The 15,661-nt window shown below is 56.5% G+C and carries 19 protein-coding genes; 13 read left to right on the top strand and 6 right to left on the bottom strand.

Going from position 1 to position 15,661, the window contains the following annotated elements:
• Positions 1-11 precede the first annotated feature (11 nt).
• From WA429_RS05440 to WA429_RS05415, 6 genes are all read right to left on the bottom strand, one after another.
• The gene (locus WA429_RS05440; protein WP_287465741.1) at positions 12-1,322 is read right to left on the bottom strand and encodes a four-carbon acid sugar kinase family protein; all 1,311 of its coding nucleotides are present in this window, start codon (positions 1,320-1,322) and stop codon (positions 12-14) included.
• Positions 1,323-1,324: 2 nt separating this feature from the next.
• A complete protein-coding gene (locus WA429_RS05435) occupies positions 1,325-2,596 on the bottom strand; it encodes a ribulose-bisphosphate carboxylase large subunit family protein (RefSeq protein ID WP_206927896.1) in 1,272 nt (423 codons plus the stop codon).
• A gap of 3 nt (positions 2,597-2,599) precedes the next feature.
• Entirely contained in the window at positions 2,600-3,139 is a 540-nt protein-coding gene (locus tag WA429_RS05430; protein WP_101247457.1) for a VOC family protein, read from the bottom strand.
• Between the two features lie 10 nt (positions 3,140-3,149).
• Complete coding sequence (locus tag WA429_RS05425; RefSeq protein ID WP_287465743.1) at positions 3,150-4,427, bottom strand: TRAP transporter large permease; 1,278 nt, start codon at positions 4,425-4,427, stop codon at positions 3,150-3,152.
• Entirely contained in the window at positions 4,424-4,960 is a 537-nt protein-coding gene (locus tag WA429_RS05420; protein WP_197460778.1) for a TRAP transporter small permease, read from the bottom strand. Before WA429_RS05420 ends, WA429_RS05425 begins: the two co-directional genes overlap by 4 nt.
• A 132-nt stretch (positions 4,961-5,092) precedes the next feature.
• The gene (locus tag WA429_RS05415) at positions 5,093-6,103 is read right to left on the bottom strand and encodes a TRAP transporter substrate-binding protein (RefSeq protein ID WP_101247455.1); all 1,011 of its coding nucleotides are present in this window, start codon (positions 6,101-6,103) and stop codon (positions 5,093-5,095) included.
• Positions 6,104-6,252: 149 nt separating this feature from the next.
• Between WA429_RS05415 and WA429_RS05410 the strand changes: the two genes are divergently transcribed.
• From WA429_RS05410 to WA429_RS05350, 13 genes are all read left to right on the top strand, one after another.
• Positions 6,253-7,287 carry a LacI family DNA-binding transcriptional regulator gene (locus WA429_RS05410; RefSeq protein WP_068517990.1) on the top strand — a complete coding sequence of 345 codons (1,035 nt, stop codon included), beginning with the start codon at positions 6,253-6,255 and terminating at the stop codon, positions 7,285-7,287.
• 87 nt (positions 7,288-7,374) lie between these two features.
• Positions 7,375-7,863: a hypothetical protein gene (locus WA429_RS05405; RefSeq protein WP_287465745.1), complete on the top strand. Its 489-nt coding sequence runs from the start codon at positions 7,375-7,377 to the stop codon at positions 7,861-7,863.
• Between the two features lie 402 nt (positions 7,864-8,265).
• Positions 8,266-8,706: a hypothetical protein gene (locus tag WA429_RS05400; RefSeq protein ID WP_101247590.1), complete on the top strand. Its 441-nt coding sequence runs from the start codon at positions 8,266-8,268 to the stop codon at positions 8,704-8,706.
• A complete protein-coding gene (locus WA429_RS05395; protein WP_287465746.1) occupies positions 8,694-9,230 on the top strand; it encodes a hypothetical protein in 537 nt (178 codons plus the stop codon). The genes WA429_RS05400 and WA429_RS05395 overlap by 13 nt, the downstream gene beginning before the upstream one ends.
• Positions 9,231-9,500: 270 nt before the next feature.
• The gene (locus WA429_RS05390; RefSeq protein ID WP_287465748.1) at positions 9,501-9,740 is read left to right on the top strand and encodes a hypothetical protein; all 240 of its coding nucleotides are present in this window, start codon (positions 9,501-9,503) and stop codon (positions 9,738-9,740) included.
• A gap of 2 nt (positions 9,741-9,742) precedes the next feature.
• Entirely contained in the window at positions 9,743-11,380 is a 1,638-nt protein-coding gene (locus tag WA429_RS05385; protein ID WP_287465749.1) for a portal protein, read from the top strand.
• Positions 11,377-11,637, top strand: coding sequence for a Bbp19 family protein (locus tag WA429_RS05380; protein ID WP_287465751.1), 261 nt, complete (start codon positions 11,377-11,379; stop codon positions 11,635-11,637). Before WA429_RS05385 ends, WA429_RS05380 begins: the two co-directional genes overlap by 4 nt.
• Positions 11,634-12,335 carry a capsid assembly protein gene (locus WA429_RS05375; RefSeq protein WP_287465752.1) on the top strand — a complete coding sequence of 234 codons (702 nt, stop codon included), beginning with the start codon at positions 11,634-11,636 and terminating at the stop codon, positions 12,333-12,335. The genes WA429_RS05380 and WA429_RS05375 overlap by 4 nt, the downstream gene beginning before the upstream one ends.
• Positions 12,336-12,473: 138 nt before the next feature.
• Positions 12,474-13,289: a phage capsid protein gene (locus WA429_RS05370; protein ID WP_287465753.1), complete on the top strand. Its 816-nt coding sequence runs from the start codon at positions 12,474-12,476 to the stop codon at positions 13,287-13,289.
• 61 nt (positions 13,290-13,350) lie between these two features.
• On the top strand, positions 13,351-13,626 hold the full coding sequence (locus WA429_RS05365; RefSeq protein ID WP_287465754.1) for a hypothetical protein: 276 nt from the start codon (positions 13,351-13,353) through the stop codon (positions 13,624-13,626).
• Between the two features lie 89 nt (positions 13,627-13,715).
• Positions 13,716-14,330, top strand: coding sequence for a phage tail protein (locus WA429_RS05360; RefSeq protein WP_287465756.1), 615 nt, complete (start codon positions 13,716-13,718; stop codon positions 14,328-14,330).
• Positions 14,331-14,408: 78 nt separating this feature from the next.
• The gene (locus WA429_RS05355) at positions 14,409-15,008 is read left to right on the top strand and encodes a phage tail protein (protein WP_287465757.1); all 600 of its coding nucleotides are present in this window, start codon (positions 14,409-14,411) and stop codon (positions 15,006-15,008) included.
• A gap of 73 nt (positions 15,009-15,081) precedes the next feature.
• Positions 15,082-15,660 (top strand): hypothetical protein, encoded by a 579-nt coding sequence (locus WA429_RS05350; RefSeq protein ID WP_287465758.1) that lies wholly within the window; start codon positions 15,082-15,084, stop codon positions 15,658-15,660.
• Position 15,661: the final 1 nt, after the last annotated feature.

Below are 15,661 nucleotides of genomic sequence, written 5' to 3'. Positions count from 1 at the left end.
GCGTTTCGCGGCTAGGCGCGGGCGGTGGCAAGACCGACAACGTTATCAAAAAGACCGGGCTTTCCCATCTGTCCGCCTTTGAGCAGCATGGGCAGCTGATCAAGGTTTTTCTGATCCGCATGGGCGCGGATGATCGGTGCGCCGGCATCGAAATCCGCCACAAAGGACAGGCTTTCAATACCCAGTGCCTGAACCGCCAGGCTTGATGTGTCGCCCCCGGCAATCAGCAAGAAACCCAGCGATACCGACCGGCTGATATCGGCAATGAACTCTGCGCTGGCACGGGCAAGATTATGGCTGCTGATCTGGTGATTGCGATCATCGGACACCGCAACCAGAAGGTTCTTGCCAGCTTCAAGGATCGACAGGCAGTTGGTTCGGGCGCGATTGCGGGCATCGCGGTCCCCAAGATCGGATGGCGATATTTCGATCTTCTCATATCTGGTGGCCAAAGCGACCTGTTCGGCGGTCAGGGGTGATCGGCTTCCGGCAAAGGCAAAGACCGGGCCATCGCGGCGAAGCGCCCTTGCCGCCGGTGGTGTCGGGGCAAAGGAGGGGAAAAGAGCCTGTGCGACACTGCTTGCACCAATGCACAGGATGACCTCGGAGCGGGCAATATCACGCAGGGCTTCGCCAATGGTCAAAAGATCGTTTTCAGTGGTGACATCAAACAGGGTTTCGGTTTCCCCATCGGCGATACGGCGTCTGATTTCGGCAATCAATGCCACGCGACCCTGCGCAATGATAGTGAAATCAATCAGCCCGACTTTTGCCCAGCCCTGATTGGCCAGATGGCGTGGCAAATCAGCTTCGCGCATCGGGGTGACCGGGTGGTTCGCCATCACCGGATGGCGGTCGATGCGATGGATTTGTCCCGATCCCATGGCGGCAAACAGATTGCCCAAAAAGCAATAACGTCTGAGTGACGGCTGCCCGCCAATGATTGCCTTCCAGCGCGCCCCGACCGATTGCGCATAGCGATCGGCAATGGCCGCGATATTGCCGGTTTCGGGCGCACTGTCAAAGGTCGAGCAGATCTTGAAATGATAGAGGCCGCAATCGGCTTTTGCCAGCTGACCGGCAAGTTCGCCGATGGTGGCAACGCCGTCTTCGACCCCCATAGCACGAAGCGACGTTGCAACACCAAAGGCATCAAGGCTGTCCGGGTCAGAACCCGACGACCCGTGACCATCATCGTTTTTGTGGTCCGACATATCGGGCGCATTCAGATACAGACGCGCAGAAAGCCCCGCACGGGTAAGCGTTGCCAGCGTATCGGACGCCCCTGTAAAATCATCGGCACAGAAAACGAGTTTGGTCATTGTCAGCCTCGTGCCCCGTAAAATGCCAGTGCCTCTGACAGGGCCGGGTTGGTTTTGGCATGTTGTTCAAGGCTGATACCGGCTTCGCAGGCTTCCCATGCCTGACGCAGGCTGGTGATGCCCGCGGCCGGGCCGGACGGATGGGCAAGAATGCCACCACCGGCCAGGAACATGAAATCGGCCGACCCGACGGCCTTGTATGTGGCCGGAACGGTGCCAGCCCACTGGCCCGATGAAAAGACCGGAAGAACACGGTCTTCATCGCCGTTGCCAGCGGCAAGCGGTTCGCCGCACAACTGGGCCGAAGATGCGACTTCGCTGTCCTCGTCACAGAATTTGCCACCCATGCCATGGACATGCATGTGGTCCATCCCGGTCAGACGATACAGCGTCTGATAGGCCGGAAACGCCATGCCGATCATCGGATGACGCGACAATGCGCCAAACCCGTTGCGATGACCATGCAGGACAAGGCTTGTTGATTTGCGAAGGGTCTGAAGGGCCGAAAGACCGGCCCAGTTCATGCTGACCATGGCGCACGATCCGCCTTCTTTTTCAATAAGGTCGGCATGGCGGCGCATGGCATCGGTTTCATCGGTGATGTTAAAGGCGATCATCACATCACGGCCGGTGCGATCCCGATACCGGCGCACCCGGTCCATGACGGCGGGAATGCGCTCAGTCAGCGGGGCCGATGCCGGATTGGCGCAAACTTCGTCATCCTTGATGAAATCCACACCGGCTTCGCAAAGCTGATCGACCAGATTGGCGATATCGTCACTGCGCAAGCCGACATTCGGCTTGATGATGGTGCCAAAGAACGGGCGGTCCTGAACATTCATGCGGTCGCGCGTGCCTTTGGTCCCGGCAACCGGATAATCATAAAGGTCGCGATAGGCCTTGGGCACTGTGACATCAATCAGCTTAAGCCCGGTAACTTCGCCCAGATCATAAAGATTGCCCGATACCGTTGCGGCCAGTGTCGCAAGGTTGTGGCCGATATTGCCGGTCGGGAAACCAATGCGGATTTCAGCCCGGCGATAGGGGCCGGTGACGCCACGTTCTGCCAGATAGGCGCTATGCAGGCTGGGATGATTGACCGGGGTCAGTTCGCGGATCGACAACACGCGCGCCGCACAGCGTTCGCGCAATTCATCGGTTTCACCAGCCACGCGCACGAATGTCCCGCTGCTTTGTTCGCCAGCCATGATGGTGGCGATCTTTTCAGGGTCCATCGGCGTTTCGATAAGATAGCGGGCTTCGATCAAATCCATGGCTCAGATTTCCGAAAGCGACGGGAAAGGACGGATCGGATCGGAGCCATCCCAGTCAATCGAGGCTTCGTAGATCGACTTGAACAGGCGGCCTTTCGGGCCGACCACTTCGGACAGTTCGATCACGGTGCCCGGATGCATTTCCTTGTCGAAATAGACAAAGCGACCATTGTCACCGACCTTGCCGCTCATTTTGACGTTGAAGCCCTTGCTTTCCATCAGGGCAAGGTCGTCATCAAACTTCTCGGTCCAGTAGGCGACATGTTGCAGGCCGGTATGACCGGCTTGCAGGAAGTCGCGATACATTGACGGTGCGTCATTGCGGGTCTGGATCAGTTCGACCTGGACATAGCCGGAATTGGCAAGTGCGACCGAGTTGTGCACGTCATGGGACTTGCCGTCATACTGATAATCTTCGATCGGCACGCGCGGGTTATAATACCAGGGGCCGACACCCATGGTCGTCGACCAATATTCCATGGCCGCTTCGATATCGGGTACGACATAACCGAGCTGGCGAATTTCGCCGAGAAATCTGCTCATGTTTCCTCACTTAATCCAGAAGGTTGGGCAACCACACAGAGATTGCCGGTATGCAGGTCACTGCGAGCAGCGACAAAAACAGCGGTAACAGGAAGGGCAGGGCACCCCGGATCACCCGGTGCAGCGGCATCTTGGCGATGATGCTGACCATATAAAGGCTCATGCCGACCGGCGGGGTCAGAAGCCCGATCATCAGGTTGAGAACGAACACAATGCCCAGCTGAAGCGGATCAACACCGGCCGCCGTCATGGCAGGTGTTATGATCGGTGCAATGATCAGGATGGCGGCAATCGATTCCAGGAACATGCCGACCAACAGCAACAACACATTGACGATCAAAAGCAGTACCAGCGGATCACTTGACAGGCCGAGCAGGAATTCGCTTGCCGTCGCGGGCAGGCGGTCCATGGTCAGAACCCAGGCAAACAGGGCCGCAGTGGCAACAATAAACAGAACATTGCCCGTGGCATCGACACTGTCGCGTGCCGCAGTCAGAACCCGTTTGAGATCAAGCTGGCCATAGATGAATTTGCCGATCAGAAGCGCATAGGCCACCGTCACACCGGCAACTTCGGTCGGGCCGAAATAGCCCGATACCAGACCGCCGATCAACAGAACCGGGGCGGCAAGGGCGGGCAGCGAAATCACGAATTTGCGCGCAAAGGCGGCAATGTTGAATTTGACCTCGTCACGCGGCAGCTTGTAGATGCGCGCCATGACCGCAACCTGCGCCATCAAAAGAATGGTGATCAAAACGGCGGGCACGATCCCGGCAATCAGCAGCTTGACCGCCGATACGTTTGAAACGGATGCAAAGATAATGATCGGAATGCTGGGCGGGAAAATCGGGCCGATGGTCGCGGCCGCCATGGTGATGCCCGATGCAAATTCCGCCGAATAGCCCTGTTTGCGCATCATCTTGATCTGAACCGCACCAAGCGCCCCGATATCGGCAAGGGCCGCACCCGACACGCCCGAGAAAATCAGACTGACCAGAACGCTGACCTGTGCGGTACCGCCGCGGATCCAGCCGACCATCATGCGCACCAGTTCAAACAGATGGTTGGTCACGCCTGACAGGCTTAAAAGATTGGCCGCAAAGATAAATAGCGGCACGGCCAGAAGCGGGGTTGAATCAAGGGCATTGACCGTGCGCTGGGCCAATACCGCCATTGGCAGGTTGAACAGGATCATGACAACCGCCGATGACAGGCCAAGACAGACCGCAATCGGCACCCGGATGATCATGAGTGCGAGAAACAGGATAAGAAGGGTTGCACTCATCATTTGCGGGAATCCCCAGAAGGCGTATTCGCCGAAACGTGATCGGCCATTTCTTCGGCGATGGCATCGGCAATCGGGTTGCTTGCGTCTTCGGTTTCATAATCGGTTGCCGGTTCGGTGCGCGTGACCAGACGATAGATCGCAATCACCAGCAGCAGCACAATCGCAACCAGAACCGGGGCATAAACCGCATAGTTCGACAGTTTGAGCGACGGGGTGGAAAATTTGCCCGCACGGATCAGAAACTTGTAAAGACCGAATGTGAAAATCGCGGCAAACAGGGTGATCAGCGCATAGTTCGAAAACCGCAGGATCGCCTTTCCGGCCGGGCGTAGCGCACTATAAAGCAGATCAATCGCGATATGGCGGTTGTGCAGCATCAGGGCCGGAACGGCAAAGAACACCAGGGCAATATTGGAAATGCGCGACAGTTCATCCGCCCAGGGCAGGCCAAGATCAAACAGATTGCGCAAGATCACCTGACCGACCACCAGCACTGCCATCAGACCCAGCATCAGCATGGACAAAGCGGTCATGATGCGACAGATGCGGTCCAGTCCCCGGTAGATCGGGGAATTCCTGTACGGCATAACGATACCTGAATAAAAGCGGGAAAAGGGCGGGCGACATCCTTGAACACAAGGTTCCCTGACGTCGCCCTGATCGTCTTATTTTACAGCAGCGATTTCTTCGAAATACTTGCTGTATTTTTCGTCAAAGCGCTCGTGGACCAGTTTCTCCACACCTGCGCGGAAGGCTGCAACATCAAGCCCGTCATCCGGACCAATGATGGTCATGCCGGCATCTTTAAGCTTCTGAAGGTCGCTTGCCTCGTTTTCGAGGATCATTTTCGATGCTTTCTGACGGACGGTTTCGGCCGCCTTGTTAATGGCATCCTTGATGTCTTGCGGGAAGCTCTGCCACAGGTCTTCGTTGATCACGACGATTTCGGCCGCCGAAATATGGCCGGTCAGCATCATATGTGTCTGAACATCATAAAGTTTGTGGTCAACCGCAACGTTTACCGGGTTTTCCTGGCCCTGAACGATGCCGGTGGCAAGGGCGGTCGGGACTTCCGACCAGTCAACCGGAACCGGTGCCGCACCTAGACCTTCGACCGCGGTCAGGTAAACCGGGGACGGAATGGCGCGGATTTTCACCCCCGACAGATCAGCAGGCGTCTTTACCGCCATATTGGCGGTCAGCTGACGGGTGCCGAAATAAAACGCATACAGAACGCGCATGCCGGTATTGTCGATCAGACCCTGATTGAGATCCGCCATCACCGGGGAATTGATATCGACCACTTTCATCAGGTGATCGTAATCGCGATACAGATACGGGGTATCAAGAACGCCGAAATCCTCGTAAAGCGAGCTGATCGCACCGGCCGTATTGTGCGACAGCGCGATCGAACCCATCGAAACGCCTTCGGCCAGTTCCTGGATTTTGCCAAGCTGGGACGACGGATAGACATCAATCTTGACTGCGCCATTGGTGTTTTTGGCGACTTCTTCGGCCAGCCAGTCAGCCTGCATGCCGACAACACTGGTCGGGGAATTCATGTGGCCGTAGCTCAGTTCATATTCCTGCGCCTGTGCGGCATGTGCCATGACCGTAAAGGATGCGGCAGCCGCAAGGGTCGTGGCGAGATGGCGAAACTTTTTCCGGATGACCATGGTTTCCTCCCGTGATGGTCTATGAGTGCTTTTAACCTGAATCTGCTCGGGTGTGTTTTTGTTTTCCCTTGAATAGTTGCAGAATACGTGAAACATTTTGCCTCATCAAACATCATAAAATGATGCGTTTTGATGTTTTTGAGGATAGAATGCCAAAGACAACCGGACCTGTAATCAAGGATATTGCTGACCTTTCCGGTGTTTCGCCGGCAACGGTGGACCGCGTTTTGAACAAACGTCCGGGGGTGCGTGAACGCACGGCAAAACGGGTTTTGCAGGCCGCAAGCGAACTTGGCTATTTGCCCGAAAATGACATGGCCGAAGTGTTCCGGCCCAAACCGATGCGCGTGGTGTTTTTGTTGCCGTCGGGCACGAACCCGTATCTGCAATTGCTGGGCGACCGGATCAAGGCCGCGGCCGAGGCAACGACGGGCTATAACATCCGCGCAAAGTGCTTTTTCATCGACAGTTTCAATCCGCAACTTCTGTCCGAGGCACTCCGCCAACATGGCGAAAAGGCAGATGGCATTGCCTTTATGGCGATTGATCATCCGCTGGTGCGCGAAACCGTGTCCGAACTTCAGAATGCCGGAAAGCACATGATTACGGTGGTTTCCGACATTTCGGGCGTGCCGCACGCGGCCTATGTCGGGCTTGATAACCGTGCGGTGGGGCGGACAGCCGGGTATTTGCTGGGCCGTTTTAACGGTCAGAAACGTGGACGGGTGGCGATGATTGCCGCCAGCCGCACCTATCGCGCCCATGAAGAACGTGAAATGGGCTTTTTAAGCCTGATGGAAGAAGAATTTCCCGAACTGCGCGTGGTCGCGGCCCGCGAAGGCCATGATGATCGCAGCGAAAACTATCTGCACACCAAATCCCTGCTCGAAGAATATCCTGATCTGGTCGGGATTTATAATGTTGGCGGGGCGTCGGACGGGGTGGCGCGCGCCTTGCGCGAAAGTGGCCGGGGGCGCGATATTGTCTTTATCGGTCACGGACTTACGCCCGATACACGCCGCTTCCTGCTTGAAGACATCATGGATGTCGTCATCACCCAAAGTCCGGGTGTGATTGTCCAGAATGTGCTGCGAATCTTTGAAAACCTGCGCGCCGGCCATCCGGCCGACCGCGACGTCGCCAAACTGACCATGGAAGTGGTGGTCAAGGAAAACTTGCCATAACTTAAATTTAGCACGTGTTTTTCTCAAACGAACTACTCCTCTATGTTATCCTTCTGAGAAACGGTAACGTGCTATTGGAAGAGCGCTATGGTTGATCTTGGTTCATTGGCTTCCGCTTTGTCTTCGCTAAATGCTGCTAGTGAAATTGCAAAGAGTATCGTCGGATTGCGAGATGCAAACCTGATGAACGAAAAAATCATCGAATTTCAGGCAAAGATTTTGGAAGCCAATAGTGCAGCACTGTCCGCTCAAACTGAGCGAATGACACTGTTGGAGACAATATCAGAACTTCGGAAAAAGGTCGAAGAGATTGAGGTGTGGGTCAACGAAGAGTCTAGGTATCAGCTAACAGATTTTGGCTCTCAGACTTACGCCTATTTGCTTAAGCCAGATATGGCTAATGGGGAACCTGAGCATCGTCTTTGTGCATCGTGTTTTCAGAAGAGAGTTAAATCCATACTCCAGTTTCAGGACACCGTCTTAGAGCAGCATGTGTACCTGTGTCCGAATTGTACGGGTGAATTCAGATTTGGACGAAAAGTGATACCTCCGATCACAAACGCTATAGGGTTCTAGCGGTGCAAAGAGGAGGGTATCATTTCCTATAAAGCAATGTTGATCTTCAAGAATAGGAAATTAATCCTTTACAATGAGAACAAAAAGGGATTATAGCTTGTGCATCAACACCGGAACTGCATCCAGAAATAGGGGCTGAACTGTCGATCTGACGGACAGGGGCAGCTTTGAAAATGCAACGGGCTTGAACCGTTGCCGGAATTGGGCGGTTTGACCGTCTGTGGGGAAATCACAAACCTGTATCCATTGATGCGACGCGCACGTTTTGTGCGTGCGATGGGATGTCTTTGCCTTTTTCAGGCCGGTTACGGCCCGATCAGGGGTTCGGCACGGGTCTGGGACGGCACCCGGGGGATTGCATGGTCGGCGTTGCAAGGAGAATTCAGCAAGCAGGAGGGCGACGTGACCGAACAACGACTTTTTCCCAAACCATTGTCAGAACGTGAAATTACGCCCTTTGCCAGTGCCCGGCAGGCGTGGTTCTGGTTCGTGCGATGTCAAACCGCACGGATCGAAGGGGCGCGCGTGGTGGCCGATGCCGGCGAGGTGGTCCGTCCATGCGATCCCGATGATGTCTATAACGCGGTGATGCGTCTGAAACAGGCCGGAACATTGACCGACCGGCATTTGCAAGTGCTGGAATATTTCGGGCTGGTCGAACGCGAACCCGATCCCCGTGATCCGCGCGAAAAGGGCAAGGATGGCCTGTGGCGGCATGCGATGGCGGCGCTTGAAAATGTGTTGATCAGCCGGGGCATTGTGACGCGCCGCCGGGATGAAGATTTCCATCATGACGAGGTGATGGTCGAACTGGGCGGGGATTTGTCACCATGCGGGATCTGATTTTTGAACAGGCCCGGACGGCCGGAATGTCCGGGGCGTCAATTGACGGGCGCGCAGACGCCGGAATGCCGCTTGATCAATGGGTTAGCCAATCCACATCCGAGCGCGAAGTATCGGTTCTGGTGGTGTTTGCCGATGCCCCGGAAAAGCGGTTCTTGCGGATGCTGAAACCCGGATTTCGCCATTGTTTCGTTCTGGTATCGGGGCTGCGGGCCGGGGAATGGATCTGTCTTGATCCGCAAAGCCACCGGGTGAAATGCGAAAGCTGGTGCTATTCCCCGATCTTTGATCCGGCAGCCTATTACCGCGGGATCGGGCATCATTGCATCTGGGCGCATTACCCGCAAATCGTCACGCGCAAGGTCCGGTTCGGCCCGATGAGCTGTGTCGAGTTGGTCAAGCGATTGCTGGGCATTTCGGCCTTCTGGATTGTCACGCCCTGGCAGCTTTATCGATATCTGTTGCAACAAGGTGAGCAGGCAGCCGGAACCGGTCAGGTTTATTTTTCTGAAAAATGTTCTTGATTTGTTCTTTTTGTGGTGCTATAAGAGACAAATCAACGCCAGAACTGCGCCCGCAGGGTTCCGACCCTTGCGGGCGTTTTTGTGTTTGGCCGCATGCTTTTGGCTGCAAGATTTTGGTCACAAGATTCTGGATCGGGCTTTGCTCCTGTGCGGGCGGGTCTTCGTTCCTTTCGAGCGGCTGTTTTGGGCGCGCTCACCCCCGCAAAGGCGGGGGACGGTGCAACATGCACGTTTGCAACCATCACCAAACTTCATAACCCGGAGACCGCAATGGGAAGCCTGTTTTCAACGCCAAAGCCAACAGCGTTTGGCAACCCGGTCGCAGCAACCAGCAGTGAAACCGGGACCGATACGCAAGCCAGTGCCGAAACAACGGCCAGTGACGCCCGCAAGGAAGCCCTTGAACGGCGGCGATATGGGCGTTCGAGCCTGATCACCACAAGTTTTCGCGGTCTTTTGAATGACCGGATCAGCGGGCTTGGCGGTGGCAAAAATCTGTTGGGGGAATAGGGATGGCAAAAAGATCGCGACATGCAGCACGGCGGGCCCGCGCGGTGCCGCCAGCCACGCACAGCAACGCAACCGCGAATGCCGGTTTGGCCGATGACCCGGGCCTGGGGCATATGTCCGGGGCCGGTTCGGATGCGGGTAACAACGGCGGCGGACAGATCAGTATTTCCGGCCTGCGCAACCGGTATCAGAAGGTCGTGGCAAGACGGCGCAACTGGTTGTCCCATTGGCAGGAATGTTATGAATTTGCCCTGCCGCAACGCAATGGCGCGGCTGAACAGACAAGCGGGGGCAAGCGCCTTGACCGGGTTTTTGATGCAACCGCGCCCGACGCAGTCGAACAGCTTGCCGCAAGCCTGATGGCCGAAATCACCCCGCCGGCCGGTGGCTGGTTTGATCTGGAACCGGGCGGCAATGTTCCGGGCGATGATCGACAGGTTCTGACCGAACAGCTTGGCCGTGCGGTCCGTATTCTTCAGGGGCATTTTGACCGGTCAAACTTCGCGGTCGAAATGCATCAGGCATTTCTGGATTTGGTGACGGCGGGAACGGCGTGCCTGCGCCTTGAAAAGGCCGATCTGCACAGCCCGTCGGCCTTCCGGTTTGCTGCCGTGCCGTTGCGCGATCTGGCGTTTGAAGAACGATCAGACGGCAAGATGGATGCGGTATTTCGCAAGCTGTCGCTGACCCGCGATGAAATCAGGGCAAACTGGCCCGATGCCGTGAATGTTCCCGAACGCGAGGCCGCGCAGGATGGCGAAAATAGCCAAAAACGTTTTGCGGTGATCGAGGCGGTTATTCCGGCCGCAAACGGGCAACCCGGCTATGACATTTGCGTCTTTCACGAGGAAGGCAGCACATCGCAAGGCGATCTGATCTATCGCGGGCATTTTGATGTGTCGCCCTATATCGCCTTTCGCTGGATGAAGGCGCCGGGCGAGATTTATGGCAGATCGCCGGTGATGAAGGCGCTTCCTGATATCAAGACCGCGAACAAGGTGGTGGAGCTGGTGCTTAAAAACGCGTCGATCGCGGTGACCGGCATCTGGCAGGCTGATGATGACGGGGTGCTGAACCCGGCCACCATTCGCCTGATCCCCGGAAGCATCATCCCCAAGGCCGTCGGATCAGCGGGGCTTAAGCCGCTTGATGCGCCGGGCCGGTTTGATGTGTCCGATCTGGTGTTGTCGGATTTGCGCGATCGCATTCGTCGATGCCTTCTGGCCGACCGGTTGGGACAGGTGGATCAACCGGGCATGACCGCGACCGAGGTGCTTGAACGGGCATCGGAAAATGCCCGGCTTCTGGGGGCGACCTATGGCCGGTTGCAGGCGGAATTGCTTTATCCGTTGATCCGGCGGGCACTTTACATCCTGAGCCGAACCGGGGAATTGCCCGACATTCCGATTGACGGTGATGTGGTGGTTTTGCGCCATTCCGCACCATTGGCGCAATTGCCAAGACGGGTGCAGGCAGGCCAGGCGCTTGACTGGTTATCACGGATCGCAACCCTTGGCCCCGATGCGTTGGGCGAGGTCGATCTGCCGGTGATGGTGCGCTGGCTTGCCGATCAGTTTGGCGTGCCCGACCATTTGTTAAAGCCTGCCTTACCCGCGCTTGTGACGGAGGAACTGGCATGAGCCGCATCAATGGCTGGGACTGGTTCGAACCACAAGATGACGGATTGGCAGAAGATGGTCGCGATCACTGGCAATCGTGTTTTGCCTCTGATGCCGGGCAAAAGGTCATCCGTGAACTTGAACGTCAGATCCTGCAAACCGCCCTTGGCCCGGATGTCCCGGCCAGTGCGATCTGGATGCGCGAAGGACAAAGAGCACTGGTCTTGCAGATCACACGTCTTGCCAGGACCGAGATAAAAGGGGGAAATCGCAGATGACTGACGCAGCATCACACACCCGGATGCCCGAAAGGGATGATGTTTCCGATAACGGTTCGGATGCCGGTTCCGGCGCAACCGATCTTTCCGCATCACAAAGTTTAAGCCTGCAAACAGACCCGGCCAATGCGGGACTATTGGGGGATGAACCGCAAGATTTGCCTGATGGGGCAGGTGTTCCGGATGTTCCTGCCAGTGCCGAGGATTATGTGATTTCGGTCGATGATGTGCTTGGCGGTGTGGATGCCGATCTGAATACGCGATTGCATGCGGCCGGGTTCAGCAATGATCAGGCCCAGCTGGTTTATGATCTGGCTGGTGAAATCCTGGGTCCAATGATGGCCGATATGGATCAGGCAACCCGGCGGGCAGCCGATCGCGCGGCCCTTGCCCAGCAATTTGGCGGTGCGGCGCAATGGCAAAAGCTGGCCCCGCGGATCGAAAAATGGGGGCGGGCCAATTTGCCCGATGCGGCATTTGATACGCTCTGTCAGACCCGTGACGGGGTGCTGGCGCTTCATCGCATGATGACACAGGCCGGTGAGGCCCGTCTGGGGCAGGGTGCCGGCGATGGTGATCCGTCCGATCTGCGATCGGAAATTCGGGCCAAGATGAATGATCCGCGCTATTGGCGGGATCGTGATCCGGCCCTGATCGCCGAAGTCCAGGCGGGGTTCGCCCGCCTTAACAATACCTGATCCGTTACCTGCTTTGACGAGGGATAACGACGACATCACGGGCAGACGCCTTTGGTGATCGGGGCCATGTGTCCCGATCATGAATTCTACGGATCCTGTTTTGGGATATCTCACATTTGATACAGGGGGTTAGTGATAATGAGCGATACGATCGATCAAAGTTTCATTGATCATTTTCAGGCCGATGTGCATCAGGCCTATCAGCGCATGGGCTCGAAACTGCGCAATACGGTGCGGGTCAAGAACGCGGTCAAAGGCGCAACCACGGTTTTCCAGAAAGTCGGCAAGGGCACGGCAACCACCAAGGCCCGCCATGGCAAAGTGCCGGTGATGAATGTCGATCACGAAGCGGTACGCTGCGATTTGCGTGATTACTATGCCGGGGACTGGGTTGATGCGCTTGATGAACTTAAAATTAACCATGATGAAAAGATGGTTCTGGCCAATGCCGGGGCCTATGCGCTGGGCCGAAAAACCGACGAGCTGATCATCAATGCGCTGGTGCGGACCGATGATGTTGTTCTGGTCAATGCCGAGGGCATGACCCTTGAAAAGGTGATGATGGCGTTCGAGGGACTTGGCGAACGCGATATTCCCGATGACGGACAGCGTTACGGCATTGTCGGCTGGAAACAATGGGCGGAACTGCTTCAAATCCCGGAATTTTCCAATGCCGATTACATCGGTGATGATGATCTTCCCTGGAAGGGGACGCAGGCCAAGCGTTGGCTTGGTACCCTTTGGATGCCCCATTCCGGCCTTCCGGTGGCAAGCGGTATCCGATCCTGCTTCTGGTATCACCGCACGGCCATTGGTCATGCCATTGGCTCGGAAGTGCAGTCCGACATTACCTGGCATGGCGATCACGCGGCGCATTTCGTCAATAACTCGATGAGTCAGGGCGCGACCCTGATTGATGGTGCTGGCGTGATCTGCTTGCAGGCACAGGAATAGGTCGTCAGGTGCGTTAGCAACCTTAACTTTTCCTAACATTGAAAATCACAGGAGCCCGTGAATGGCAGAAGGTTTCAAAGCCAGAAACCTCAGTGTTCTGGCCTATGCCAACGGTTTTACGCTTTGGCATTACATTACCCCGGATGTCGCCGCCGATGTTGATACATCGGGCTATTTTGCCGATGCACGCGACATGCTGCGCGTCGGTGATTTCATCATCGCCAATACCAACCGGGACGCCACCATGTCCGGTGGCCTGTTCGTGGTCGCAAGTTCCGGTGCGGCGGGCGTTGATGTCCGCGACATGACCGCGGTCGGCACGTCCAATACCGACTGAGCCAACATCTTTTTCCATCTTCCTCCCTCGACGCGACCCCGGTGGTATCGGCCATCGGGGTTTTCTTTTTCCAAGCAAGGAGACTGCCCATGCAGGGTAATAGCCCGGTCGAATGTGAAATCCTCAATGTCATTCAGGGGGCCGGCATCTGGCCCGATTGCGATGACAAAACCCAGCTGCTTCAGGCGATCAATACCCTGATTTCCGGCGGCGGCAATGGCGGTGGTAACACCGTTATCATTGGCAGCGAAATCGGCACGGTCTCGGCATTTGCCATGCCGACGGCCCCGGAAGGCTGGCTGGTCTGTGATGGTTCGGCCATTTCGCGCACCGACTATGCCGATCTGTTTGCGACGATTGGTACGCTCTGGGGGCATGGTGATCAGGTTTCGACCTTTAACCTTCCCGATTTGCGCGGTGAATTCGTCCGTGGCTTTGATGATGGTCGCGGTGTGGATGCCGGGCGTGTGTTTGGCTCTGCGCAGGTTGATGAGCTAAAGAGCCATAAGCATACAATCATTGATCCAATTGTATGGATAAATGTTGGTGGCGGGTCCGATCCGTCTGTTTGGAACATTGATGTGCCAAACACAACGCTGTCACGCGAGACTGAGGCGAGCGGAGGAGTTGAAACCCGTCCGCGCAACGTGGCGATGACCTATGCGATCAAGGCGTTCTATCCGACGGCTGCGACAAGTCAGTAAGCGTCAGTTTCCTACTTTTCCCGCCCCGGCAGGCGTTGCTTGCCGGGGTTCTTTTTGCCCCACGATTGGAGAATTCATATGCAGTGTTTGAGCCCGGTTGAAAGTGAAGTTCTCAATGTCGTTCTGGCCGCGGACATTGTGCCTGACCGCATGGATGACACCCAGCTCTTGCAGGCGCTGGAAGCCCTGTTTGGCGGTGGTATGTCGGGTGGCGGTTCGGTTCCGGTGGCGACGGTGTTGCCGTTTGCCGGGGCTGTAGCGCCGGACGGCTTTTTGATCTGTGACGGTTCCGAATTGCTGGCAAGCGAGTTCGAAAACCTGTTTTCAGCGATCGGTATTACCTATGGCACCGGTCAGGCAGCCGGCAGTTTCAAGCTTCCCGATCTGCGTGGCCGCGTTCCGGTCGGTGCCGGTCAGGGCGATGGCCTGACGGAGCGTGCCATCGGCGCGATTGGTGGCGCGGAAATGCATCAGCTGAGTGTCGATGAGATGCCATCGCATGATCATGCTTATGATGTTCTGAACATGGCTACTGGTGCTGGATCAAACGGTCATGAAGTTCATTCCAAGCCGGCCAACACGCAGCCGTCAGTGCATAACACTCGTCTTTGCGGCGGCGATCAGCCGCACAACAACATGCAGCCGTTTGTGGCGATCAATTACATCATCAAGGTGTGATTGTCGCACGACTGTGACAAGCCTTGCGGGGCCCGGATTTCCGGGCTCCGTTTTCTTTTGCGGAGGTTTTTTCATGGCACTCGGTGATATCGCGCTTTGTGCGCGCGCCATGGTGATGATCGGGGCAAGTCCGGTCTCATCCTTTGACGAAGACAGTGCCGAGGCCGAAATTGCCCGGCTGCTCTATCCGACGATCCGCGACGGGATGCTGGCAAGCTATCCTTGGCGGTTTGCCGCGCGCGGCGCGTGGCTTGCGCGATTGGCAACGGCGAATGACGGGCGCGATCCCGGCGATGGCAGCGCGTTATTTGCCCTGCCACGCGATTTCATCCGGTTGCTGTCACTCGAAAATGAGGGCGGGAAAATCACCCGGTTCGAACTGCGCGACCGGGCCGTGCTGTGTGCGGGGGAAACGGCGTATCTTTCCTATGTCGCCCGACTGGCCGAGGGCAGTTTTCCACCGTGGTTTGATCTGGCCCTGATTGTGCGGCTGGCAGCGGAATTTTGCCTGCCACTGACCGAAAGCAGTGCCAGGGCGGAATATCTGTTCAAGCGATCGGAAGACCAGTTTCGCGAAGCCCGCCTTGCCGATGCCCAGCAATCCACCCCGCATGCGATTGATGATTTTTCGCTGATATCGGCCCGGGGGTAGG

The organism is Thalassospira sp. CH_XMU1420-2 (genome assembly GCF_037029325.1).
Lineage (GTDB): Bacteria > Pseudomonadota > Alphaproteobacteria > Rhodospirillales > Thalassospiraceae > Thalassospira > Thalassospira povalilytica.
The sequence above is the reverse complement of the archived record's forward strand: the minus strand, read 5'-3'. Positions and strand labels throughout refer to the sequence as shown.